The organism is Thermococcus aciditolerans, from assembly GCF_008152015.1.
Classification (GTDB): Archaea; Methanobacteriota_B; Thermococci; order Thermococcales; family Thermococcaceae; genus Thermococcus; species Thermococcus celericrescens.
Window position 1 is genome coordinate 1103933 of the sequence record NZ_CP041932.1, and the last position, 20241, is coordinate 1124173.

General features: G+C 51.1%; 35 protein-coding genes and 1 pseudogene. 32 read left to right on the forward strand and 4 right to left on the reverse strand.

Going from position 1 to position 20241, the window contains the following annotated elements; translation table 11 throughout:
• The first annotated feature begins 64 nt into the window (after nucleotides 1–64).
• The 3 genes and pseudogenes from FPV09_RS06065 (at nucleotide 65) to FPV09_RS06075 (ending at nucleotide 1878) form a co-directional block, all read left to right on the forward strand.
• Nucleotides 65–346 carry a hypothetical protein gene (locus FPV09_RS06065; RefSeq protein ID WP_148882737.1) on the forward strand — a complete coding sequence of 94 codons (282 nt, stop codon included), beginning with the start codon at nucleotides 65–67 and terminating at the stop codon, nucleotides 344–346.
• 24 nt (nucleotides 347–370) lie between these two features.
• Nucleotides 371–838: pseudogene (locus FPV09_RS06070) on the forward strand (putative toxin-antitoxin system toxin component, PIN family); the annotation flags it as partial.
• Between the two features lie 191 nt (nucleotides 839–1029).
• Nucleotides 1030–1878, forward strand: a complete 849-nt coding sequence (locus FPV09_RS06075; RefSeq protein WP_148882739.1) for a hypothetical protein — start codon at nucleotides 1030–1032, stop codon at nucleotides 1876–1878.
• A gap of 39 nt (nucleotides 1879–1917) precedes the next feature.
• Here the strand turns inward: FPV09_RS06075 and FPV09_RS06080 are convergent, their stop codons facing one another.
• Nucleotides 1918–2277: a hypothetical protein gene (locus FPV09_RS06080; protein ID WP_148882740.1), complete on the reverse strand. Its 360-nt coding sequence runs from the start codon at nucleotides 2275–2277 to the stop codon at nucleotides 1918–1920.
• Nucleotides 2278–2366: 89 nt separating this feature from the next.
• Nucleotides 2367–2549 (reverse strand): AbrB/MazE/SpoVT family DNA-binding domain-containing protein, encoded by a 183-nt coding sequence (locus FPV09_RS06085; protein WP_246112337.1) that lies wholly within the window; start codon nucleotides 2547–2549, stop codon nucleotides 2367–2369.
• A 157-nt stretch (nucleotides 2550–2706) separates the two neighbouring features.
• Here FPV09_RS06085 and FPV09_RS06090 point away from each other — a divergent pair, with 157 nt between their 5' ends.
• The 29 genes from FPV09_RS06090 to FPV09_RS06215 all read left to right on the forward strand — a co-directional run bounded on the left by FPV09_RS06090 (nucleotide 2707) and on the right by FPV09_RS06215 (nucleotide 17715).
• A complete protein-coding gene (locus FPV09_RS06090; RefSeq protein ID WP_148882742.1) occupies nucleotides 2707–2898 on the forward strand; it encodes a hypothetical protein in 192 nt (63 codons plus the stop codon).
• Nucleotides 2895–3092 (forward strand): hypothetical protein, encoded by a 198-nt coding sequence (locus tag FPV09_RS06095; protein ID WP_148882743.1) that lies wholly within the window; start codon nucleotides 2895–2897, stop codon nucleotides 3090–3092. The genes FPV09_RS06090 and FPV09_RS06095 overlap by 4 nt, the downstream gene beginning before the upstream one ends.
• Complete coding sequence (locus tag FPV09_RS06100) at nucleotides 3089–3502, forward strand: hypothetical protein (protein ID WP_148882744.1); 414 nt, start codon at nucleotides 3089–3091, stop codon at nucleotides 3500–3502. Before FPV09_RS06095 ends, FPV09_RS06100 begins: the two co-directional genes overlap by 4 nt.
• Nucleotides 3503–3508: 6 nt before the next feature.
• Nucleotides 3509–3718: a hypothetical protein gene (locus FPV09_RS06105; RefSeq protein WP_148882745.1), complete on the forward strand. Its 210-nt coding sequence runs from the start codon at nucleotides 3509–3511 to the stop codon at nucleotides 3716–3718.
• Entirely contained in the window at nucleotides 3715–3882 is a 168-nt protein-coding gene (locus tag FPV09_RS12000) for a hypothetical protein (protein WP_168194741.1), read from the forward strand. Before FPV09_RS06105 ends, FPV09_RS12000 begins: the two co-directional genes overlap by 4 nt.
• Nucleotides 3879–4400, forward strand: coding sequence for a hypothetical protein (locus FPV09_RS06110; protein WP_148882746.1), 522 nt, complete (start codon nucleotides 3879–3881; stop codon nucleotides 4398–4400). Before FPV09_RS12000 ends, FPV09_RS06110 begins: the two co-directional genes overlap by 4 nt.
• Nucleotides 4401–4405: 5 nt before the next feature.
• Nucleotides 4406–4876: a cullin gene (locus FPV09_RS06115; protein WP_148882747.1), complete on the forward strand. Its 471-nt coding sequence runs from the start codon at nucleotides 4406–4408 to the stop codon at nucleotides 4874–4876.
• Nucleotides 4873–7635 carry a minichromosome maintenance protein MCM gene (locus tag FPV09_RS06120; RefSeq protein ID WP_148882748.1) on the forward strand — a complete coding sequence of 921 codons (2763 nt, stop codon included), beginning with the start codon at nucleotides 4873–4875 and terminating at the stop codon, nucleotides 7633–7635. Before FPV09_RS06115 ends, FPV09_RS06120 begins: the two co-directional genes overlap by 4 nt.
• A gap of 10 nt (nucleotides 7636–7645) precedes the next feature.
• Nucleotides 7646–7792, forward strand: coding sequence for a ribbon-helix-helix protein, CopG family (locus tag FPV09_RS06125; RefSeq protein ID WP_246112338.1), 147 nt, complete (start codon nucleotides 7646–7648; stop codon nucleotides 7790–7792).
• A 36-nt stretch (nucleotides 7793–7828) separates the two neighbouring features.
• Nucleotides 7829–7999 (forward strand): hypothetical protein, encoded by a 171-nt coding sequence (locus FPV09_RS12005; RefSeq protein ID WP_168194742.1) that lies wholly within the window; start codon nucleotides 7829–7831, stop codon nucleotides 7997–7999.
• The gene (locus FPV09_RS06130) at nucleotides 7996–8619 is read left to right on the forward strand and encodes a PIN domain-containing protein (protein WP_148882750.1); all 624 of its coding nucleotides are present in this window, start codon (nucleotides 7996–7998) and stop codon (nucleotides 8617–8619) included. The genes FPV09_RS12005 and FPV09_RS06130 overlap by 4 nt, the downstream gene beginning before the upstream one ends.
• Before the next feature lie 116 nt (nucleotides 8620–8735).
• The gene (locus FPV09_RS06135) at nucleotides 8736–9335 is read left to right on the forward strand and encodes a hypothetical protein (protein WP_148882751.1); all 600 of its coding nucleotides are present in this window, start codon (nucleotides 8736–8738) and stop codon (nucleotides 9333–9335) included.
• A 4-nt stretch (nucleotides 9336–9339) separates the two neighbouring features.
• Complete coding sequence (locus FPV09_RS06140) at nucleotides 9340–9615, forward strand: hypothetical protein (RefSeq protein ID WP_246112239.1); 276 nt, start codon at nucleotides 9340–9342, stop codon at nucleotides 9613–9615.
• The gene (locus FPV09_RS06145) at nucleotides 9615–9941 is read left to right on the forward strand and encodes a hypothetical protein (protein WP_148882752.1); all 327 of its coding nucleotides are present in this window, start codon (nucleotides 9615–9617) and stop codon (nucleotides 9939–9941) included. Before FPV09_RS06140 ends, FPV09_RS06145 begins: the two co-directional genes overlap by 1 nt.
• A gap of 171 nt (nucleotides 9942–10112) precedes the next feature.
• Nucleotides 10113–10736, forward strand: coding sequence for a hypothetical protein (locus FPV09_RS06150; RefSeq protein WP_148882753.1), 624 nt, complete (start codon nucleotides 10113–10115; stop codon nucleotides 10734–10736).
• 25 nt (nucleotides 10737–10761) lie between these two features.
• Nucleotides 10762–11463 (forward strand): helicase HerA domain-containing protein, encoded by a 702-nt coding sequence (locus tag FPV09_RS06155; protein WP_148882754.1) that lies wholly within the window; start codon nucleotides 10762–10764, stop codon nucleotides 11461–11463.
• 5 nt (nucleotides 11464–11468) lie between these two features.
• Nucleotides 11469–11708 (forward strand): hypothetical protein, encoded by a 240-nt coding sequence (locus FPV09_RS06160; RefSeq protein WP_148882755.1) that lies wholly within the window; start codon nucleotides 11469–11471, stop codon nucleotides 11706–11708.
• 20 nt (nucleotides 11709–11728) lie between these two features.
• Nucleotides 11729–12058: a hypothetical protein gene (locus tag FPV09_RS06165; protein ID WP_148882756.1), complete on the forward strand. Its 330-nt coding sequence runs from the start codon at nucleotides 11729–11731 to the stop codon at nucleotides 12056–12058.
• 1 nt (nucleotide 12059) lies between these two features.
• The gene (locus FPV09_RS06170; protein ID WP_148882757.1) at nucleotides 12060–12539 is read left to right on the forward strand and encodes a putative toxin-antitoxin system toxin component, PIN family; all 480 of its coding nucleotides are present in this window, start codon (nucleotides 12060–12062) and stop codon (nucleotides 12537–12539) included.
• Nucleotides 12536–12703: a hypothetical protein gene (locus FPV09_RS12010; RefSeq protein WP_168194743.1), complete on the forward strand. Its 168-nt coding sequence runs from the start codon at nucleotides 12536–12538 to the stop codon at nucleotides 12701–12703. Before FPV09_RS06170 ends, FPV09_RS12010 begins: the two co-directional genes overlap by 4 nt.
• A 243-nt stretch (nucleotides 12704–12946) precedes the next feature.
• A complete protein-coding gene (locus FPV09_RS06175) occupies nucleotides 12947–13891 on the forward strand; it encodes a hypothetical protein (protein ID WP_148882758.1) in 945 nt (314 codons plus the stop codon).
• A gap of 68 nt (nucleotides 13892–13959) precedes the next feature.
• Nucleotides 13960–14523: a hypothetical protein gene (locus tag FPV09_RS06180; RefSeq protein WP_148882759.1), complete on the forward strand. Its 564-nt coding sequence runs from the start codon at nucleotides 13960–13962 to the stop codon at nucleotides 14521–14523.
• Between the two features lie 2 nt (nucleotides 14524–14525).
• Nucleotides 14526–15446, forward strand: coding sequence for a hypothetical protein (locus FPV09_RS06185; RefSeq protein ID WP_148882760.1), 921 nt, complete (start codon nucleotides 14526–14528; stop codon nucleotides 15444–15446).
• A gap of 107 nt (nucleotides 15447–15553) precedes the next feature.
• Nucleotides 15554–15754 carry a hypothetical protein gene (locus FPV09_RS06190; protein ID WP_148882761.1) on the forward strand — a complete coding sequence of 67 codons (201 nt, stop codon included), beginning with the start codon at nucleotides 15554–15556 and terminating at the stop codon, nucleotides 15752–15754.
• Entirely contained in the window at nucleotides 15751–16014 is a 264-nt protein-coding gene (locus FPV09_RS06195; RefSeq protein WP_148882762.1) for a hypothetical protein, read from the forward strand. Before FPV09_RS06190 ends, FPV09_RS06195 begins: the two co-directional genes overlap by 4 nt.
• Nucleotides 16011–16262 carry a hypothetical protein gene (locus FPV09_RS06200; protein ID WP_148882763.1) on the forward strand — a complete coding sequence of 84 codons (252 nt, stop codon included), beginning with the start codon at nucleotides 16011–16013 and terminating at the stop codon, nucleotides 16260–16262. Before FPV09_RS06195 ends, FPV09_RS06200 begins: the two co-directional genes overlap by 4 nt.
• Nucleotides 16259–16603 carry a hypothetical protein gene (locus FPV09_RS06205; RefSeq protein ID WP_148882764.1) on the forward strand — a complete coding sequence of 115 codons (345 nt, stop codon included), beginning with the start codon at nucleotides 16259–16261 and terminating at the stop codon, nucleotides 16601–16603. Before FPV09_RS06200 ends, FPV09_RS06205 begins: the two co-directional genes overlap by 4 nt.
• A gap of 4 nt (nucleotides 16604–16607) precedes the next feature.
• Nucleotides 16608–16793, forward strand: coding sequence for a hypothetical protein (locus FPV09_RS06210; RefSeq protein ID WP_148882765.1), 186 nt, complete (start codon nucleotides 16608–16610; stop codon nucleotides 16791–16793).
• A gap of 13 nt (nucleotides 16794–16806) precedes the next feature.
• Nucleotides 16807–17715 (forward strand): hypothetical protein, encoded by a 909-nt coding sequence (locus FPV09_RS06215; RefSeq protein WP_148882766.1) that lies wholly within the window; start codon nucleotides 16807–16809, stop codon nucleotides 17713–17715.
• A 64-nt stretch (nucleotides 17716–17779) separates the two neighbouring features.
• Here the strand turns inward: FPV09_RS06215 and FPV09_RS06220 are convergent, their stop codons facing one another.
• Both FPV09_RS06220 and FPV09_RS06225 read right to left on the reverse strand, forming a co-directional pair.
• Entirely contained in the window at nucleotides 17780–18739 is a 960-nt protein-coding gene (locus FPV09_RS06220; RefSeq protein ID WP_148882767.1) for an integrase, read from the reverse strand.
• A 168-nt stretch (nucleotides 18740–18907) separates the two neighbouring features.
• Nucleotides 18908–20218 (reverse strand): lipopolysaccharide biosynthesis protein, encoded by a 1311-nt coding sequence (locus FPV09_RS06225; protein ID WP_148882768.1) that lies wholly within the window; start codon nucleotides 20216–20218, stop codon nucleotides 18908–18910.
• Between the last annotated feature and the right edge of the window lie 23 nt (nucleotides 20219–20241).

The window sequence follows — 20241 nt, forward strand, 5'->3', positions numbered from 1 at the left end:
TACCAGCCTTAGGACCACCACAAAGTTAATCTAACCCCACTGCAAACCATAGTCAGGTGAGACTATGGCGGTAAAGGCAGTGGATAGGCGGGTCTTTGAGTCAGTAATTGACGGCCTTGCCAAGGCCACAAAAGAAAAGCCAGATGACATTATCTGGTTCTTTCAGGTTAAGACGCTAATGAACAAGATGGACGAACCAATGAGCGACGAAAAAGCCTGGGAGATAATCCTGAAAGACAAGAAGACCACAAACTTGAACACCATGGAACTCCTAAAACTCGCCAGAAGGGAGCTTAAGAAGTTCCACCGCATCGAGAGGAAGCTGGAAAAACTCGGAGTGATTTGAATGGTTTAGCTCAAGGTCGTCCTCGACACATCGATTCTTATCAGCGCTTTGAAAACCAAAGACCCATCCCGGAGTCCAGCCATTAAGATTCTTGAGCTCCTAAAGAGCTCCACCCTTCAGAATTATGGATCAAAAGAAACTCTGCGAGAGATGAAAGAGACCCTTGCAATAATCGGCCTCCTCATCGGAAAACCCGAGAAGGCTAAGGCTATATACAACCTCATACAGAACCATACAAAGAGGGTTTCTCCACGTGTAAAGTTCGAGGATGATCCTAAAATCGTAGAGGCCGTTAGCCATTTAGACGATGTTAAGTTCCTAAACGTGGTTTATGCTTCAAAGGCTCGCTACCTCATCAGCATGAACACCGCACACTTGGTCCGCCTGAGGAACAAAAAGACGCTTAAGTTCAACCTTAAAAGGCACTGGTTTTACATTCTCACAGCCGGAGAGTTCTTGAAGCACATAAGGGAAAAATACAGAGTGGGTTGAAGGAACAACTATCACCGGAAGAGGGAGAAAACTCAGCTCTTAGTCGTATTCGCCACGATTCTTTTGACACCTCTACTCTGGATTAATCCACAGGGACAACCTCCACTCATCGCCAATGGGGGACAGTCTTTGTAACAACCACGTGTAAAGTTTATATATCTAACTTCTGTTATCAACTGTGGTGACTTCCAATGGTTGCCCTAAAGAAACTCTATGCCGGAGCTATCCTACTTTTGGTTGTTTTTGCTACAGGATGTATTGGGACATCCACGAATTCCAACCAAACATCCTCTCCGTCTTCAACAACCTTAAGTTCTACAGAGACCAACCAGCAGTGGACACCCTCCTCATGGATAGCTTACGACAAAGACATAACTCTGGATGGCCAGTACTATATTGGAGACATCGAGATAACTCACACATCAAAAGTTACTATGCAGCTTGACATTATCTCAGGAGCAGAAAGTATCTCCTATCTCGCAATAATCCCCGCCTCAGAGTTAGAAAAATGGAAAGGAGATTCAACCAGTCTCACTTATGAGTTCATAAGTCACCATGTAAAGAGTGGAACTTATACTGCTACTCTTTCTCCTGGAACCTATTATGTCCTCGTTGGTATTGCCGATCCAATCTACATGACGCTCGCAGAAGGTACAGAGGTTATTGATGCTGGAAAATACATTGGAATACCTATCAGCCTCTCAAACATACTGTATGCTGAAAACGTCAAAGCTACGATAGACATCAGAGAAAAATTGGATATAAATCTGGACTTTATGAGAGCCTCGGAGTTCCAAATATACCAAGAGGGGGGAACACCAAGAGTCGTGGCCTCATATGAAAAGGCCGAAAGTGGAACCTATGACATTACAAACGGTCCACCAAGTTATCTGGAGAGGTTAGACCCTGACATATACTACCTTGTTTTAGATAATGAGTATTCTGTATTCACGGACAAGACCATAGACTACAAAGTTACAGGCGATGTAGTTTATCCGGCAGAGGTACATCTAACAATAAAAGTAGAAGAAACAGGATGAGCTGTGTTTTTTCTTCTTTCAGCCTTCCTGCTCACATGCTCACCTCCTCAACAACAGGCCAACAACAACCAGAACCGTGAGGATCCCAAGCAGAACCCCCCATCTCTTATCCTCATCATCGCCACCAGACCCAGAATTTCCACCTGAACCAGAAATGGGGAGATGTTTTTTAGGTATCCTCAACTCCCTCTTAGGCATCGGCTTGAACTTCCTGTACTCATCATCCACCTCCACATTTTTCACAAGGTTCAGGTTAAGCTGGTTCTTCTCCACCATCTCCTTAAGCTCCTCTGCCTTCACCCTAAAATCAGATCCATTCATGAGGTAAACCCTTAGCCAATGACCCTTCCACTTCTCACAACCCTTGAGAATCAAACGACGCTTCTCACTTGCATCCACAAGGCCTCACCAAAGAAAATAACACACAAGTGTATTTAAGCACTGAACCAGAAAAGGGGAGAAAACGGGAGGAAACACCACAAACCTACCTAATCCACAGGGACAACCTCCACTCTTGCCTTTTTGACAGTTATTATTACTGTATCCCCCTCATTGATATTCAGCTCGTCTCTAACCTCTTTTGGGATCACTATCATATACTTTGACCCAACACGAGTTACAAACTGACCAGGTCCTAACTTAATTCCACCTTTTCTACCTCTCTGAGCCATCTGAATCACCAAAATATTTTATTTGACACACTTTTAAAAAAGTATTCAAAATTCGAACTTTTCGACAATTAGAATTTTTTGTTAATTGTCATCTATACTAATTTCTGATAGAAAGAATTATTAGAATTTTCTGACAATTCGACATTGGTGAACCGCCATGCGTGTTGTGTCCATCTATGACCTCCGGAAGCTTCCTCTGGAGGAGGCTTTGGCGAAGCTTAGGGAGGCCGAGTGGGTTCTCGACGAGGGTGCCATGCTGATACCATCGAGAGAATTCTCCCGAATTCTCCAGGTTTCTGGTTCAGTGCATAAGAAGTTGACGCACAAACATAAGGTGGTGAGAGCATGACCAGGCGTGGAAGGCCTCCAGTCATGAAAGCCTGGCGCGTGACCATAACCCAGCCGGGTGAGGAACCCATCGAATTCATCATCTTCGAGAAGACGCGGGAGAAGGCAGAGGAACGGGTTAAGATGATGGTGAAGCAGAGCTTTCCTTTTGCAAGCTTTTCAGTCCGCAGGTACTACGGGAGGGTTGGAGCATGAGCGAGATAAACGAGGTTTGGATTCTGGCGAGCCACCTTGGAATGTACTCCCACAAAGGGAACGCCTACTGGGTGATCAGGAAGTACAAGCGCCGGCCCGGTTACTCGGCCAGGGACGTTGAGAGGCTCTTCTCAGGCTACACCAACTCTGGCAAAACCGAGAGGTTTGAGACCTTCGAGGAGGTCCTCCAGTTCCTCGCAGACGAACACCCAACGAAGAGGAATTACGGCTTCACCATAGGACCCGGCGAAGTTCTTGAGGTCCTCGAAAACGCGGAGCCTGAAAAACGCGAGTTCTGGAAGGAGGAAATCGAGTACCTCAGAAAACTCATCGGAAAACCCGCTAAGGAGTGGAAGAAGCCAGAGGTCAAACCAACCAGACAGGCAACCCTCGACCATGTGATGGAGTGAGGAAGCATGCCGCTTCTAATCACATATTTTGAACTGGAGAGGCTGAAAGAGTTCAGCCAGGCGCTTGAGAAAGTCGATGAACTCAGGACGCTCGTTCCCGTTCAAGTCGCTAACATCGAGCTCGAGGAAGAGAAGATAAAACTCGTCCTCCACGTGCCGGCCAGCGCGCTGAAGCTCACACGGGAGAGCTTCCCCGAGGCGGTGGTGGTAGCATGAAGATTCTCGACAAGAGCACAACCAACTTCGTGTTGAGTGTTCTAACAATCGCTCTCGCAATCCGCTGGGTGCTCTACGGCATCACTGCAGATGACCTCTTTGCATTCCTCTTTATCGTCCTTCCGTTACTCATAGTAAAACTGACGGAGGAGGATAACTCATGACCGAAGGCGACAGGAGGAACCTCATAACAACCAGCCAGGAACTTAGAAGGCTCAGGCGCCGGACAGTCTCGGCCATCATCAACCAGCTCCACGGGTTCGACGCTCACGAAGAATTCTCCGACCTCCTCGAGGAAGTGAAGAACAAGTACGGGGTGACGAGGATAGGCCTCTTTGACATCGACCTAATCCTCTGGGACTTCAAGAACGGCCTTCCCTTGGCCCTCCTCGAGGTCAAGAGCCGGTACCAGCTCCGCGAGGATGATGGCTATGCCTTCTTTGATGAGCCTCAGTACACGTTCCTCGAGGACCTCGCCTTCTACCTCGGCGTTCCCGCTTATTACATCGTGAAGACCAGGGTGAAGTGGCTCGTCTGGAGGGTCGAGAAAGGCCTGGCGGTGAGGCGAGAGCTGGCCGACGGCCGGAAGGTGGTTCTCCTTCCACTGGAGAAGGCCAGGCGCTTCAACTCAGGCGGAATGGTCCACAAGTTCATCAAGGAAGAACTGCTGGGGAGAAGGTGAGAAGAATGAGAAATCAGGCCTCTTCTTTCCCCTGCGAGACGGAGGTGGTTGGAATGAGCGAGACCCACGTTGAAGGGATAATAGACCTTCTCCAAAAATACGGCCTCAAGGAAAAGGACTGGGAAGACCTCTACACGGCAATCATAAACCTCGGCATAAGGGACAAGGCCGAGATAACGCGAGAACTCTACAACTACCTGAGCACAAGATACCCACACCACGTAGCCTTAGGCGTTCTGGCGGTCATACGCGCCAAACACTTCGACGACCTCTTTGACAAGGCCAAATACGTGCCCGGCTACCACATCAGCGCCACAGGGATAAAAGTCTTCGAGAAACTGAGAGCTGTTCCCAGTGTTGGGAACACCGAAGAACACGGCGTTCCTGACAATCAGAGTGTTAAGCCAGCGGAAGTCAGGCCGGTCGAACCCGACCCGAACACTATCGCCTACTGGCTCACGGGGGTGAGGACATGAACGATGCAGCAAGGGAAGTCAGAAAAGCCAGCGACAGGCTGAAGGACAAGCTCATCGAGGAGATAGAAGACCTTCTCAGGCAGATGGACGAGGAAGGCCTTGAACACCTCGACCCGGCCGTTCTAAGTCCCATGCTGAGGGTATGGATAAGGGGACAGTACGGCTTCCTGCCGACCTCAATCACAAAGGACCTGCTCAACGCATACAAAGTAGTGCTGGAAAATTATAGAGCTGTTCAAAGTGATTTGAACAGTTTGAACACGAGCGTTCTTGGAGAATCCGAAGAAGAGCAGTTTGAACAAAGCTTGTTCAAACCGTTCAAATACCGTTCAGCCAAAAAAGAGCTTGGTAACGAGAAATTTGAGAGACTACTAAATGTCATCAAGGAGACCTATGGCTTACCAAGACCTGTTCACTCTAACGTGGTTCTCATCGTCATGGAAGCAAGAGATGAAGGTCATGAGCTAACTCCTCTAAGCATCATATTGGAGAAGCTCAGGGAGGAGGTTGGCTTTACAAAGAGCATGATTTATCGGGTCAAGTCTGATTTCTTCGGTAACGGTAACACGGCCAAGAGCCTTCAGGCTGTCCTTTTCGACGCCGTTGGTGAGGTGAACGGTGAGCCTGCTTTCAGGCTGAAGGATTCGGTGGTGAAGTTCGTCAAGGCGAAAATCCTCGAGCTCCTCGGCTATGAGCAGGAGGCAGAGGATTTACTGGACTACACCAACAGTGCCAAGGATTTCCTCAGGAACTTCAAGCGTGACGGGGAGGAGGTTTACCTTGACAGGGTCAGGGACCTGGTGAGGGAAGGCGGGAAGGATTTTTACGTGGACTACCTTGACCTTGTCCGGTACGACCCGAGGCTGGCGAAGGCTCTCTTCGATGAGCCTGATTTTGTTCTCGGTGCTTTTGAGAACGCGGTGAGGGAACTCCAGGAGGAGGTTTACGAGGAGATTGCCAGGCTTGAGCCTGAGCTGTTCGATGATGGGTTTGAGCCTGTTGAGGTTAGGGTGAAGGTGGGGAATTTCCCGAGGGTGTTCAGGCCGAGGGATATGAGGCCTGACCTGGTGGGTAAGTTTGTAGCCGTTGAAGGTTACATAACCTCGGCCTCGAAGGTGGTTCCTTTCTTTGAGGTGGCCACCTACGTCTGTACTAAGTGTGGTCATGAGCATGGTCTTTTGAACAGGCCGACGAGGGAGCCTGCTAAGCCTCCGTCTAAGTGTCCTGCCTGTGGTGCCAGGAACGCGTGGGATTTTGATGTGAAGAAGTCGAGGAAGGTGGAGATTCAGCATTTCGTGGTGAGGGATGCGCCGGAAAGTCTTCACGTTGGCGAGAACCCAAAGGAGTTGAGTGCTTACATCCTCGGCTCCGGTGCTGGTGCTGTAGATGTGGGGGACAAGGTGGTTCTTTACGGTATTCTCAGGGTCAGGGAGTCGTTGAGGAAGAGTGTGGCGGAGTCGGACTACGTGCTTGAGGTGATTCATGTGGAGCAGTTGAACCGGGGTTTCCAGGTGGAGCTGAGTAAGAAGGATGTGAAGAGGGTCCTCGGCCTGAGGGATGAGTTTGGTGATGACTTGCCTGACGCCGTCGCGAGGTCTATCGCTCCGTGGATTAGGGGGTATGAGTCGGTCAAGAAGGCCTTGGCCTTGGCGGTGGTTTCTGCTGAGGGTCTGTGGGACAAGAGGACGACGATTCATGTTCTCCTTGCGGGGGACCCTGGTGTGGGTAAGTCGAGGCTTGCGCTGGATCTTGAGAACGTTGCGCCGAAGGTCCTCACGGCGGAGGGTGGTGGGTCTTCGCGTGCTGGCCTAACCGCGAGTTTTGAGAAGGATGAGCTGACCGGGAAGTTCACGGTCAAGGGTGGCCTGCTGGTCCTCGGGAGTGATGGGATTGTCCTGGTCGATGAGTTCAGCAGTTTGAAGAGGGAGGACATTAACGCGTTGAAGACGTGCATGGAGCATGGGTTTGTTGCTCCTGCTAAGGCCGGGATTTCGAATATGAAGCTGAGGGCCACGGCCACGATTATCGGCACGGCCAATCCGAAGGCTGGGAGGATTGATAGGAGGCAGTTGCTCATTGACCAGCTGGACGTTCCGTTTCCTGTCATGACGAGGTTTGACCTTATCTTTGCGTTCTTTGATGAGCCTGAACAGGAGAAGGATGAGGAGATTGGGTGGAGTATTCTGAGCGAGGTGAAGAGGCGGAAGAACGGGAAGCCTCCGGAGAGGGTTATTGAGCCTGAGCTTTTGAAGAAGTTGTTCGCTTATGCGAGGTTCAATGTGTTCCCGGAAATTGATGACGAGGCCGGGAGGCTGATGGTGGAGGAGTTCAAGAAGATTAGGAGAAAGACGAAGCGGAGTGGAGCACCGGTGAGCAGGCGTGTAATGGATGCTATCGTGAGGCTGGCTTACGCGCATGCGAAGCTTCGTCTGGCGGAGAAGGTGGAGAGGGTTGATGTTGAGGAGGCCGTGAGGCTGGTTTGGGAGAGCCTTGAGTACGTTGCTTATGACCCTGAGACTGGTGAGGTTGATGCGAGCATTCTCGAGGTTGGTGTTCCGTCGAGAGAGCGTGAGAGGTTTGAGCTGTTCGTGAGGGTGGTGGAGAGGCTTGCGAGGGATCGGGATGTTGTTCCGTTGAAGGTTGTTATCGAGACTCTGGAGGAGAAAGGCCTGGACAGGAATGAGATTAGGAGGTTCCTTGAGAAGGGTGAGAGGTTGAATTACCTCCAGGTCGAAGGTGAGTTTATGAGGTGGCTGTGAGGTGAGCGGGATGAGGACTAAAACCGTCTCTGCGAGAGTGAGTCCCGAATTCTACGAGCGGGTTAAGAGCGAGGCGGAGAAGCGTGGTGTGACTGTGAGCGACGTGGTGAGGAGAGCCTTGGAGAGGGAGTTTAAGCCGTGGTGGCGGTTTTGGTGATGGAAAAGTTTATTTCTTTCCACTTTTAATTCTTGAATGGTGAAGGAAATGGGGAAGAAGGTCGTTGATGTTAAGAAGTTGAAGACTGTTGATGGAAGGACGCTGGTTGTGGAGTATTACGAGGATGGAAGCTGGAAAGTCGTTAGAGTTATTCCGGAGTTAAGAAGGACTGGAGCATGGAGGAAGGCGGTTAAGGTGGTCGGATGATTCACGTTCTTGTCGATACTAATGTTCTTGCACAGTGGTATATCATAAAATCCACGGTTGAGGGTGCTGAATTCTTCGAGAAGAACATCAAGGAAGCGTATGGCCGTAGAGCTCAGTCCTATGAGTTTGTTGAGTACATCATCAGGAAGCGTCCAAATAAGGCCAAGTTTTACGTTAATTCAGTCATTCTCTCGGAGCTCATGAATGTGCTTGTTGAGGATTTTGTGTATAATTCCATGTGGATGGACGGCATTTCGCCAGTTTATTTCCAGCGCTATTATAATAAGTATCTCCCGTCAGAGAGGGACTTGGAAGACATCATTAGCGAAGTCTTGGAGGCAACTTCGATTATTGAGGCCGTTTTTGAGAAACTGGGTTGTGAGATCGAGGGACCTGCTGATTATTATAATGTCACTTACTTCTTGGGTAGGGGTGGCGTCAAAACTCAGGACGCTCACTTGCTCGCTATAGCATTGAAATCCGGGATTGATTTTTTCGTCACGATGGATTCTGGGATTTTAAACCTCACCAAGAGAAAAGATGTGAGGGAATTCCTCGAGGCGAGGCGGTTGAATATAGTCAAGCCTAAAACCATGTACAATATTCTCCGCAAGTTGTGAGTCGGGAGATTTCTCCCGTTTTCTTCATATTTCTGGTTCAGTGCTTAAATAGGCGGGTGAAATAGGTGAAATTGGGGGATTCACCCAGAATCCCTTGGTGAAATCAGGGGAAGGTGGTGAGACCGGTGGAGGATGCGAGTGGGAGAAAGCTGTATGTGTGTATGAGATGTGGGAACAGGTTCTGGAGCCGTGCTAAAAAGCCGCAGTGTTCGGTCTGCCGTTCTAAGAGGGTTGTCCCCTACGAGGAGTTCCTGAAACTGCCGGAGGAGGAGCGGGAGCGGATTCTTGGGAGGAGGAGCGAGGCAAAGAAGGAGGAGCCGGCCAAGGAGGTCACTGCCGAGGTTGAAGAGGGTGGAAGTGAGGCGAAGAGCGAGGAAAAGGCAAGGGTGAAGCCGGTTGAAAACCGCGAGGAGAAGGTGAAGAGGGAAGACCCCCCCAAAGTCCCCCGGATGAAAAAGGAGGAAAAGCCGGGTGAAAAGGTGAGGGGTGAAAGGGTGAAAAAGCTCAGCATTCCAACGCCAAAGCTAAGCTGGAAAGCGTGGGGTCTCATCATCGGCTTGGCGTTCTTGTACTACCTCTACAAGGTCGGCTGGTTCGATGAGATGTTCAGGCAGTTGAAGCGTCTCGGAGCGGTGAGGGACATGCCGGATGAGGAGAACAGGCCGGTGGTGCGTTCTCCGGTCTTAGGTAAGATTGAGAGCAACCTGAGGGGGTGAGATTGTGGAGAAGGCTAAGATGGCGATGGCCATGATGAACCCGGTGACGCAGTTGAAGCTTTCCAGGATTTTCGGCTGGGTTGATACTCTCATTGAGGCGGTCCGCGGGATCGGTCTCGAGGTCGGCGAGGTAAAGAATGAGGAGGACCTTCAGGAGGTTCTTCTGAAACTCCTCGGCAAGGCGAAGGTGAGGCATCTCGAGGAGAAGAACGCGCTGGTTTTCGAGCTGGGGAAAGAGAAGAAGGTCAGGCTGACGCTGAGCTGGAAGGAGGTTGAGTGATGGAGAATAATCCATTCTTACTGGCGAGAATCGTCGAGAAGACTGATGACGATGGGTCGGTAGTTAAGTGCTACGTGGTTGAAACTTCTCCGGCTGCGCCTTGGCAATTGGAAGGAATCTGTGAGGACGGGAAGTATATTTACATCAAAGAGCGCGGTGGGGTGCTTAGAGTTAAACTCTGTAGATTAGCTTCAGAACTGCATCTCTCGGATCCTGTTCTGGTTCGAGATGTTGGTAGTGATTATGGGGAGGCGGAGGTTCTTGACGTTATAGAGCGCGAGCTGGGTAGGGAGTTAAGAATTATCGGGGAGGCGTGGAGTGAATGAGTGAGAAGCCGGTTAAACGCTTTTGTCCGCTGATAAATGGAGAGTGCCGGCGTCATGAGTGCATGTGGTATCTGGCCAATGGCCGGTGCGCTGTTGCAGTGATGGCGGTGAGATTGGACGATTTAACTGCCGGAGTGCCGGTGATTCAACTCTTCCCGGAGTGTGAGGTGAATGAGTGAGGAAGTTGCTAACGTTGAGCTTGACGAGAAGGACATCACTTCCCTGGTCGAGGATGTTGAGCGGGACTTGGAGGAGATTGACGAGCTGGTCGAGGATGAGGAGCTTGAGGAGGTTGGCGAGACCGGTGGCTTGATGAGTGAGGAGGAGTTTAATGCCAGGCTTGACGAGTTCCAGGAGCGGGACCACAGCCTGGCCATCTTCGCGAACTACTACGTTAAAACTCTGGAGAAGAAGGCGAAGGAAATCGGCGCGGACATTGACTTCTCAATCTGGTGGGACGTTGGGAGGCCGAGTTTCAACGCCGGCCTCTGGTACATGGAGAAGGTGGAGGGTCAGAGCCTCCAGGTGAGCGGGAAGTTCGGCCTGGTCATCGGTGCCGGAAGCCTCCTCATGCTGACGTGGATGTACAGGAAGGCGGCGAAGGAGGCGAAGGGGAAGAGGCCGAGGGAAACTGAGCGGGAGGAGAAAGAGCAGAAAGCTGGCCAAAAAGCCAAGGCGGAGGATAGGCCTGTGAAGACGGAAACCGAAAAACTGCGCGAGAAGGCGAAGCCGAAGGAGCCTGAACCGCCAAAGAGCGAGATGCTGGCGAAGATTGCGAAGAACCTCGGCTCTTGACTTCTCTTTTTCTGGAGGTGAGAGCTTGGGTATCTTAGATATTGACATTCCGGCCTGGTCTATTGACCTCATTTACGGGAACACCGGGAGCGGGAAGAGCTACTTTGCCGGCTGGCTGGTGGAGCAGGCGTGGGAGAAGGGGAGGAGGTTCATCGTCCTGGACACGAAGGTGAAGAACCACCTCGGCCTGGTCCAGTTGAAGGGTGTTAGGTTGCTCAAGGTGATGGTTGGGAAGCGGTACAGCTGGCGGAGGCTCCTGGACTTTGACCAGGTGCTGGTGGTCCCGACGAGGGGGACGATTAACAGGATTGGTGTTGAGGGCTTGGTGGAGCAGTACTACAAGCCTCTGCTCGACGAGATTTTCAGGCGGGACAGGAGTAGGATTATCGTGGTTGAGGAGGCTCACCGCTACAATCCCTCCAGCCGGAGGCCGGGGAAGGAGCTGGAGCAGTTGTTTAGAGAAGGCCGTGACGGAAAGCTCTACACGGTAGCGATAACCCAGTCCATTGCGGACTTTCCCAAGCTGCTCTTCCGCCAGGCGCAGAGGCACTTCATATTCCAGCACTACGTGCCGAATGACGTGATTTACCTCAACCGCATGATTCCTGGCTTTTCGGAGCTGAACGACAGATTAAGGGAGCATGATTTGATTGAGTTCATTCCGCCGAACAGAACCCGTATCATAAAGAGAGAACTCGTGGTGAGGAGGACGAGGCATTTCGGGTGAGGGTCTTGGCGAGGCTGTACCTTTTTGATGATAAGCGCTCAATCTGGCATGCTTTCCTCGGCTTCGTCTCGGCCTTCCTCCTCGTTTATGGCCTGGTGGTTCTTTTGATATACACTCTCTACCAGGTTCGGGAGAACGAGGCGCCGGTGGCGACGGTTGGTGATGTGGTGGAGTTTCTCATCGGCTACGTTTACGGCTTGGCCGTAGTGGTCTGGCTGGCGTTAGGGTTTTATAATCCGCCGTAGAGATTAGAACGGGGAGTGTCATGGCGTCCGATGTTGAAAAGGTGGTAAGGCTTTTCCAAAAGAGAGAGACTCAGGAGGCGTTTGGTGAGTGGGTTGTCCAGCTCGCGAGAAAGATTCACGAAAAGCCGGAGGACATAGTGTGGTTTTTTGAAATGCGTCAGCGCATGAGGGAAGTTGAGAGGCTCGCCGAGACCATTACAGATGAAGAGCTGGAAAAGTGGGAGAGGGAACTGGAAGCCGAGCAGGGGGGGATAGATCTTCCTCTTGAGACGCTTTTGGAGATGGGTAGGCGGAGTTTTAGGAAGTTCAAGCGGATAGAAGCAAAGCTAAAGGAACTTGGGGTCGTTTGATATGGTTGATAAAATTAAGGTTGTTTTGGATACTTCAGTCCTCATCAGCGCGCTGAAATCAAAGAACCTTTCCAAGTCCCCGGCATGGCGGATCCTGAAAGCACTGCAAAGGGGAGAAATTGTGAACTTCACCTCAAAGGAGATTATTGAGGAGATGCAAACCCAAGTTTTAGGTATTGGTCTTGAGACAGGATTCACGAGGCGTGCGTTGCGAATTCTAACGATAGTCCTCAAGAACAGCATTGTGGTCCGTCCCCGGAAAAAACTCTCCCACAACATTGAGTTCATTAAAAAGCTGAGGGATCCGAACGACGCCAAGTTCTTCGATGTAGCATACGCTAAGAAGGTGGATTATATCATCTCAGAAAACACGAGGCATATTGTCCAGATGAGAGATGAGACCACAAAAACTTACCGTTTTGACGGGAGAAAGGTTAAAATCCTGAGAGCTGGAGAGTTTGTGAGAGAGGTTTTGAGGTGAGGCCGGTGGGTGTTTACCTCGACCGCGAGGCGCTGGAGATTCTGGATAGGGTGAGGGAGAGGCTGGCGAGAGAGTTAGGTGTGGGAGAGAGGCACGTCTCAAGGAGCATGGCGGTGAAGTACCTCTACAACCTCAGCAGGGTTAAACTGGAGAGTTCTTCCTGATTCTCCCGTTTTCTCCCCTTTTCTGGTTCAGTGCTTAAATACCCAAAGCGCTCTATTCTCTACGAGGCCGATAGGCCTCGGAGCGAGACAAAGGTGAGAGGTGAGGGAGATGGACTGGAAGGAGATCTTTACCGGCGACTTCCTCGTGAACACCCTGAGCGTCCTCGTGGCGCTGTACATCTGGAACAAGTTCCTGGCCAAGAGGCTTTGAAGGCGAGGCAGTGAAACCAGGAGGTGAGACTGGTGTATAAGGTGAAGGAGACCCTTGATGATGTTCTTACTCTGCAGGTAAAATCCATTGACCTCCCGCGCAACGGCGTCATTGATAGCATGGCGCTTTTGGCTAAAATTACTCTCAGCAATGGCGGTGCCGCTGACGCCACACTCACCATGGAGGACGTTCTCAAGGCGATAAATGAAATCCGCGTCGTTAGCAACGGGAACGTCGTCCACTACGCGCTTAGGGGAACCGACATCGCTTATCTGAACGTTTATGACACCCACGGGAAGGCGCTCGACCTGGCCAGCACGGTCACCGTCCCGACTGGAGGAAGTCAGAGCGTCAGCTTCCTCATCATGCTTGACGCTGGCCAGATTCATGCACTCATAAAGGACCAGCTGCAGATTCGCGTGGACTGGCAGACCGACCTCGGGAACAGCGTGACCGTCAGCGATGCCTCCATCAAGGTCACCCTTGACAAGGAGGTTTACGAGAGCGCCGAGGAGTACGTCATGACCTACGCTGGTGGAGAATACGGGGAAGTCTTCATCGAAGAGCCGAAGGTTTATGCGATTGAGAAGGCCTTCAACGCGCTCGGCGAGCTGACTGAAGTCTTCGAGCTTCCGGTTGGTTCAGTCCTCAAGCGTGCACTCCTCGTCTTCTACGATGATACTGGCGCGAGAGCCGACATAGTTAACAAGTACGCGCTCGTCAGGACCAGGCCTGCTCGCATTCAGCTTTACAGGATTGATTATGAGACGAGCAGGGAGCTGGACAAGATCCAGTACAAGCTTCCGAGTGTTCCAGCCGGCATGACCATGTTCGACTACGACCAGGAGGTTGTGTTTGGTGGACTCGACCTCCGCGAAGAGGCAAGCGGAACCTTCAAGATTGCGCTTAAGACCTCCAACAGCGGCAAGGTTCGCTACATAAGTCATGAGGTTGTCCCGCAGGCTATTAGCCTCTGACCTCTTTTCATTTCATTGAATCAGCCGGTCAAATCAGCGGCTAAAATCCGGTTTTCAAGGTGGTTAAAATGGGTAGGCGGTACATTAGGAGGGTGTACACTGACAGGTACGGTAGGGTGCACGATGAGCTGGTGGACACCCGCACGGGGAAGGCTGTACCGGTTCCAGTGGAAATGAAGGTTAATGATGTTCTCCGGAGCAAATACGGCATATCCCGCGAGGAACTGCAGAGGATTGTGGCTACCTCTAAAAGCCAGCCGGAGGCAATCGCAAAGCTGAGGAAGCGCCTTCACGGTTCTACGAAGTATGACCCGAAATACTTTGAAGTCGAGAGGCTCCTCAACCAGCTTTACGATGCTAAGGAGCATGCATACATTCCTGGCGTGAAGGATAAGGCTGAGAAGGCACTCCGCAGTCTGGTCCCTGGAGCGAAAGCAGAGGTGGAGCAGAACACCGGAATAAAGACCGTTCCAAAACCACAGCCAAAGCCGAGCACCGTGGTGAGGGAAGTCACCGCGACCTCCACAGCGGTGGAGGTTCATGAGCCTGAGAAGAAGAGCAGGTTCGGTGTTACCGCTGTTCTCGGTGTGGTGGCGGCGTTCCTGATTCTCAAGAAGGTTCTGAGGTGGTGAGTATGGCAGCTCCTGCGGTGGTCATGGCTTACAAAGAGCGGGACAACATTCTACAGCTGGCGATGTACGCTTTTCTTGCCATTGCCGTCCTCTACACGCTGTACAAACTCTTCGGCATGTTCAAGGAGGTCGGAGAGAAGGTTGAAGAGGCGAAGGAGAAGGTTGAGAATTTCATGAACGACCTCAAAAACGACCTCAAACAGGCGCCGGACAAGTTCAAGCAGACGGGGGAAGATATCCTAACTGTGATAACGAAGCCGGGAACTCCTGAAGGGAACGCGGCGAAGACGAGGGTTCAGTACGGCGGCGCTGAGTGGGGACCAGGCACGGGTGGAAAAGTAGACAGAAAGACCGGAACAATCAGGAAGTATGGCACTCCAGTGAGACCTGGACAGGAGGTCCTCTTTGACGGTGAGTGGTACACGAACAAGTTCGTGAACAACCTGGTGAAGTCCCCTGACAGCAATGAATACATCCCTAAAGAGGATGCACTCGCGAGGAAGTACGGGTTCAGCACTTACGCGCAGTTCAACGCGTGGCTGGCTGGAGTGAAGGCGGCGCTTAAGGCGGCAGGAAAAGACCCAAGCCAGATGAGCCTCGACCAGATTGTTAGATACGGTAGGGAACTGGAGAAGAAAAAGGAGGAATGGAGGAAGAGCAACCCGCACAAAGCAACGCCAAGGCTCGAACCCCGTAGGGACATAAAGCGTCCCGGGCTGAAACCGCTTCCAATTGAAAAACAGAACGAACTTCTCAAGAAGGTATACCCGCGTTCCCCTGGCGGCGGGATTGTGATTGGCTATACTCCCGTGCCGGGACTCAAGCCTGGAGTCAAGCCAAAACCACCTATTAGCCATAAACCTCTCCCAAAGGAGCCGGTTTACCGGATTCTCCCGTACAACCCGCCGGTCTTTGTGAGGTGAGAGCATGAAGCTCGACCGCGAGACACTCTTCCACGGCCTCATTCTTTTCCTCCTTTGGATGGCCTTTCAAATCGAGTTCAAAAAGTTCCTGGACAGGGTGAGGTGAGATGACTCCAGAGGAGGCTATGCTTTCACTGGGAGGGACGTTCTTTGTATTTTTCATCGGTTTAATGTCTAAAATAAGAGCGAACGAGGCAATACTAAACGACATCCTTGACAGGACATCCAAGATAGAAAAGAAGCTATTCGACCATGAGGAGAGGCTGAGCCGGCTCGAAGGGAAGTTCAATGGAGTGATGAGAAAATGAGCCGGAACATCTACCTCGGCAGGCGCGTAAGGGATACCGGCAAGAAAGGCCTCGACAACCTCAGGGAAGTCAGGGACATCTGCAAGGCCATCCTCAGGGACTATAAGAGGCACAGAATCCCATACAAAACCGCCATGAGGCGCCTGGTCTTCCTCAGAACCACGGTGATTAAGCGGAGTGAGAAGCTGGTTGGGAAGAAGAGGAAGGCCTACGCGATAGTGAGGGAGTATGAGGAGCAGTTGAGGAGGCTGAGGAAATGAGCGGAGTGAACCTCATCGACTTCACCATGCCGTCAGCCGCGCCGGCACCGTCCGGCGGAAAGACCGAAACCCGGAACGTTGGAGGAATGAAGCTCGTTCTCCCCAAGAAGAAGGAAAAGCAGACTGAGGCCGAGGTGGCAGAGGAGAAGGCCAAGAGAAGGGAATGGTGGAAGGCGCTCCTGCCGCTCCTCGGCATCATCATAGTGATTAAACTCGCGACCTGGTACGCGAGGAGGTATGGAAAATGAGCGAGATGAAGGTGAACGCGTATTTTGAGCCTGCTGATAACCGCGTGGTTGAGCTGACCGACGGTGAGAGAAGCCAGGAAGTGGATTTCGGCAGTCCGAGCCACATCACGGCCATTTCAGTATCTCATGGGAACGACGATTACGTCATCGTAAGGCTGAGGAAGGTAGAGGACACTAAACCCTTCTGGAGCGCGAAGTTCTTCAGCGGACTGAACGGCCAGATCTTCATCCAGCCAATTCCGAGCGAGCCGGTGAGGAAGGTGGTCGTTGAAGTCGAGCCGAAGGAAGGCACTCAAATCACCGACAGCGTGATAGTGAACGTGAGCTACATCCAGGGGTGATGTTGTGAGCATACTGGTGAAAGGAGTTGGTGGAAAAAGACAGCTGGCACATGGATTTGCTTTTGGAACTGAAGTTGCAATCATCGGGGGAGGCGTCATCTTAAACAAAACACCCAGCGGCAGTCTGAACGCAGGCGTATCCATAGGTGTGGCCATTGTGGGGATTGCTACTACCCCCACCATCCAGTAAGAGGTGATGTGAGATGGTATTAAACCTCCAGGCAGGTTTTGTGAAATACTATCGTGAAAGCGTGGATAACTACAACATACCCATTAAGCAGGCAATATACAACCCACGTGGTTCCACAACTTACGTGAAAATCACGCTGGTAGATCAAGGGAGTCTCGGTTTCACTTTTGGTGATGGAACCACAGAAAAGACTCTTTCTGTTGGAGCGAATTCATCAATAACCGCAGGTGAAACGCTGGTTCCATCCACAACACCCACAGAAACGATGAAAGATCACATTACTCTGAAAATCGAGTACTTCAAAAACTCAAATTACAGTGGAAAATTTGGGGAGGATACTGTTCAATATCAGATTAACTATTACATCCAGAACCAGGACGGAAGTTGGACAAGTTCTCAATATCCTAATGAGGACGACATAATCTATGATCAATGGACATCAAACAGTTTTAATGTAAGCGCCAATGCTGGGATAGTAGGCATCAAAGGAGTTCTAAAACTGACTCATGGAGGTGCCACCACTATATACGTACAAGAGGTTCCAGGCATAGTTTCGGATATCGCCGCTCAAATGAAATCATACACGTCAGGATACTCATACTCTAGTAGATATTACTATATGACTGCATACCAATATTTAAAGAAAGTTTCAGATGGAAATCCCCCGGGGAACGTCATCTTTGCAGGAATAATTAAATACGACAGTGGAGACAACGGAAAAGTTTCCGCAGGGTTTAGTGGCGTCGGGGATGTACTACTCATATCCTCCTCTGGGGGAATTGGGAAATTCATATTGTATCCTTCAATGTTCCAGCAATATATCAAAGAACAGGGATCACGGTACGTGGGTTCCTACTCAGAGTATTCTATCGACGTCGTTTTCACAATAGATGGATTAATAGCCTTTAACCCTCTTCCATGACTTCTTTTCCAAGAGGTGAGCATCATGGCGAGTAGAATTAAAAAGCGAGAGGAAGAAGTTAAGTCTAAAGCTCCAGAATCCCCAGCTCTTCTTTCAATTTATCCACCATGTGATAGTAGATCCTCACAGCGTTCTGCACGTTCCAGCGGTAGTTCCTGCCGCCGACGTTCTTGGGAGCGCGACCCTGGAGGAATTCAATCAGGTGCCAGGCATCAGCCGGCGGGTTGGGAACCGTGCTCAATACATGATCATTCATGAAGTTCTGCCAGAACTTTCTGAGGAGTGCGAGGTCCTTCACCTCCTTCGAATCCCTGAACAGCTTATGTTTATCCGAGTTATCCGCAGTCAGCTTATAGCCAGTGCTCCTGAACCACTCCAGCTCAGGAACCAGCTCGGCCGGAAAGACCGCAACGTAACCCCTCTTCGTATCGTGCCTCCTCGTCGGGAGCTTTACCCGCTCCATGTCATAAACCGCAATCTTCTCCCTCCATTCCTCGGGAATGCCGAAGGCCTTGAAGGTGTCGTCAATGACTTTCGGGTCAAACTGGTTCATCAGCTCGCGGACCTCGTCCCCTCTGAGGCCTGTGAAGGCCAAGAGCTTGAGGTAAAGCTTCCTCGCTCTGAGAATCGTCTTGGTTCTGGCCTTGAGGTGGTTGAACATCTTCCGGATGTCCCCGGCGGTGATGACCTTCGCGGACTCGGCACGTGCGTTGGTCTTGATGTTCGGAATCACTGCCTTGAAGTCAATGGCCTCACTCTTCCGTATTTTGCCAGTATCAACCAGGAAGTTAATATAACTCCTTATCGCGAGGTAAGCGTGCCTGTTGGGAAGGCCGTTTTTGGTCGGCGGAATTGACTCAACAATCCGGCGGAGCTCTTCCGGAGTGTTGGCTTTCTTTCCCCAGAGGTACTTGTCCAGCATGGGAATGTACTTCCTGGCCATGCTCGGCGTGCGCCTCCTCACCCATTCCACGTATTTCTGCCTGTCACGACCGTAGTGAATCTTGGCAGTTGAGTCTATCAAAGCCTTTCCTGTAAAAACGTTATCGGCGTTCGGCTCTTCTTTGTTGTCATTCTGACGGGAGAGGCCTTCATTAGGCGAAAGAAGCGCATCTTGAGTCCACCGCCTTTGACCAGGCTCGGCAACCCCCGCACCGTGGCAGAGTGTATAAACCGTCGAAAACTTATAAACTTAACTAACACCACTAACCAGTTCAAGCAAAGACCTGACTACCGGCAACTCAAGAAAGAGGAACACTCCAAACGCCATCAGGAGAAGGTACTTTGATACGAAAACACTCGCTTGGAGAATCAGTGCGGCAATGAGGGGGAGATAAACATAGGGAGAGATCCCAAGCAAGCTCTTTGAGTAGTAAACCACGCCGGCAAGGATGATCGCATACGCCAATAAAAGACCCCCCATCACACCCACAGACCCCATAACGGGCACCAGAAGGAACCATGAAACGAGGGCCACCCCCGCTCCAAGGAGAGAAACCAGGGTCCCGCGTTTTACGTAGGCAGTGGAGTTGAGAGCCACTATACTTGGGTTGTACGCCACATAAATTTCAATGGCCATCAGGGCCAGGTAGAAAGATGGGCCGATTTCAAATCCAAAGACCGCTGACAGAATTTCCCTGCCGAAAATCATGAGGATGAAAACCAGACTCCCAGTGATTAACACTATAAACTCCGTAACCTTCTCCGCCAGGTTTTTAACGTATCCTCTCTCGGCCCGGCCGTGTTTATACGAGAACATCGGCATTATCGCGGACTGAAGAACCTGGGGGATGTACGTCAGCAAAAAAACCGCGGAGAGAACAGCGGACACTTCCCCAGCAGCCTCAGACCCAAGAAGACGCTCGCTCATGAAGTAGGGCCCCTGAACCAGAAAGACCCCCGACAGGGTTCCCAAGAAAGCGAAAGAGGAATACGCAACCATCAGCCTGAAGTATTCCCAGCGAGGCCGTACCACAAAGCCAGCGACCCATAGGTACACGGCGGAGACAAAGGCTATAACGCCCAGGAAAACCAGGTATGGCGCAAAGACATCGGGAACAAGGAATCCTAAGGCAAATCCAATGAAGGAGACCACTATCACATACGCGTAGTGCTCTCCCCGGTGAATCCCGTACAGGAAGCTCCGAAAGGTCAGCTGAACAGCGCGGAAGACAGCCAGCAGGGAAAGGTACATGTTGAGCGGAAGGAGCAACAATCCAATAACGGGCATCAAAAACGCGGGCAGGGTAATGGAACGCACGGCATCTATGTCATCCCTCCCAAGGAACTCCGAGGAATACTTACCGAGGGCCACCGCAAAAAAGCTCAGCGGTATTGCCACAAAAAACGCCTTTGAGATGAGTGAATTGGCCGTTCCAAGAACGTCCACGCCAAATCGTCTGGCTATTATTACACTATACAGGAACCTGCTGAGGCCCGTTATTCCAAGGGCAACTATGGAAGCCAGGGAGTGACGTAGCAGGACCCTACGTTCATAGCTCATGGAAATAATAAACAGGTGCCGGA

Excerpts from the sequence above, each read along its gene's own strand:
- FPV09_RS06065 (WP_148882737.1), top strand. The coding sequence starts at position 65 with ATGGCGGTAAAGGCAGTGGATAGGCGGGTCTTTGAGTCAGTAATTGAC.
- FPV09_RS06075 (WP_148882739.1), top strand. The coding sequence starts at position 1,030 with ATGGTTGCCCTAAAGAAACTCTATGCCGGAGCTATCCTACTTTTGGTT.
- FPV09_RS06085 (WP_246112337.1), bottom strand. The coding sequence starts at position 2,549 with ATGGCTCAGAGAGGTAGAAAAGGTGGAATTAAGTTAGGACCTGGTCAG.
- FPV09_RS06090 (WP_148882742.1), top strand. The coding sequence starts at position 2,707 with ATGCGTGTTGTGTCCATCTATGACCTCCGGAAGCTTCCTCTGGAGGAG.
- FPV09_RS06095 (WP_148882743.1), top strand. The coding sequence starts at position 2,895 with ATGACCAGGCGTGGAAGGCCTCCAGTCATGAAAGCCTGGCGCGTGACC.
- FPV09_RS06100 (WP_148882744.1), top strand. The coding sequence starts at position 3,089 with ATGAGCGAGATAAACGAGGTTTGGATTCTGGCGAGCCACCTTGGAATG.
- FPV09_RS06105 (WP_148882745.1), top strand. The coding sequence starts at position 3,509 with ATGCCGCTTCTAATCACATATTTTGAACTGGAGAGGCTGAAAGAGTTC.
- FPV09_RS12000 (WP_168194741.1), top strand. The coding sequence starts at position 3,715 with ATGAAGATTCTCGACAAGAGCACAACCAACTTCGTGTTGAGTGTTCTA.
- FPV09_RS06110 (WP_148882746.1), top strand. The coding sequence starts at position 3,879 with ATGACCGAAGGCGACAGGAGGAACCTCATAACAACCAGCCAGGAACTT.
- FPV09_RS06115 (WP_148882747.1), top strand. The coding sequence starts at position 4,406 with ATGAGAAATCAGGCCTCTTCTTTCCCCTGCGAGACGGAGGTGGTTGGA.
- FPV09_RS06120 (WP_148882748.1), top strand. The coding sequence starts at position 4,873 with ATGAACGATGCAGCAAGGGAAGTCAGAAAAGCCAGCGACAGGCTGAAG.
- FPV09_RS06125 (WP_246112338.1), top strand. The coding sequence starts at position 7,646 with ATGAGGACTAAAACCGTCTCTGCGAGAGTGAGTCCCGAATTCTACGAG.
- FPV09_RS12005 (WP_168194742.1), top strand. The coding sequence starts at position 7,829 with ATGGTGAAGGAAATGGGGAAGAAGGTCGTTGATGTTAAGAAGTTGAAG.
- FPV09_RS06130 (WP_148882750.1), top strand. The coding sequence starts at position 7,996 with ATGATTCACGTTCTTGTCGATACTAATGTTCTTGCACAGTGGTATATC.
- FPV09_RS06145 (WP_148882752.1), top strand. The coding sequence starts at position 9,615 with ATGGAGAATAATCCATTCTTACTGGCGAGAATCGTCGAGAAGACTGAT.
- FPV09_RS06150 (WP_148882753.1), top strand. The coding sequence starts at position 10,113 with ATGAGTGAGGAAGTTGCTAACGTTGAGCTTGACGAGAAGGACATCACT.
- FPV09_RS06165 (WP_148882756.1), top strand. The coding sequence starts at position 11,729 with ATGGCGTCCGATGTTGAAAAGGTGGTAAGGCTTTTCCAAAAGAGAGAG.
- FPV09_RS06170 (WP_148882757.1), top strand. The coding sequence starts at position 12,060 with ATGGTTGATAAAATTAAGGTTGTTTTGGATACTTCAGTCCTCATCAGC.
- FPV09_RS06180 (WP_148882759.1), top strand. The coding sequence starts at position 13,960 with ATGGGTAGGCGGTACATTAGGAGGGTGTACACTGACAGGTACGGTAGG.
- FPV09_RS06185 (WP_148882760.1), top strand. The coding sequence starts at position 14,526 with ATGGCAGCTCCTGCGGTGGTCATGGCTTACAAAGAGCGGGACAACATT.
- FPV09_RS06190 (WP_148882761.1), top strand. The coding sequence starts at position 15,554 with ATGACTCCAGAGGAGGCTATGCTTTCACTGGGAGGGACGTTCTTTGTA.
- FPV09_RS06195 (WP_148882762.1), top strand. The coding sequence starts at position 15,751 with ATGAGCCGGAACATCTACCTCGGCAGGCGCGTAAGGGATACCGGCAAG.
- FPV09_RS06200 (WP_148882763.1), top strand. The coding sequence starts at position 16,011 with ATGAGCGGAGTGAACCTCATCGACTTCACCATGCCGTCAGCCGCGCCG.
- FPV09_RS06205 (WP_148882764.1), top strand. The coding sequence starts at position 16,259 with ATGAGCGAGATGAAGGTGAACGCGTATTTTGAGCCTGCTGATAACCGC.
- FPV09_RS06215 (WP_148882766.1), top strand. The coding sequence starts at position 16,807 with ATGGTATTAAACCTCCAGGCAGGTTTTGTGAAATACTATCGTGAAAGC.
- FPV09_RS06225 (WP_148882768.1), bottom strand. The coding sequence starts at position 20,218 with ATGAGCTATGAACGTAGGGTCCTGCTACGTCACTCCCTGGCTTCCATA.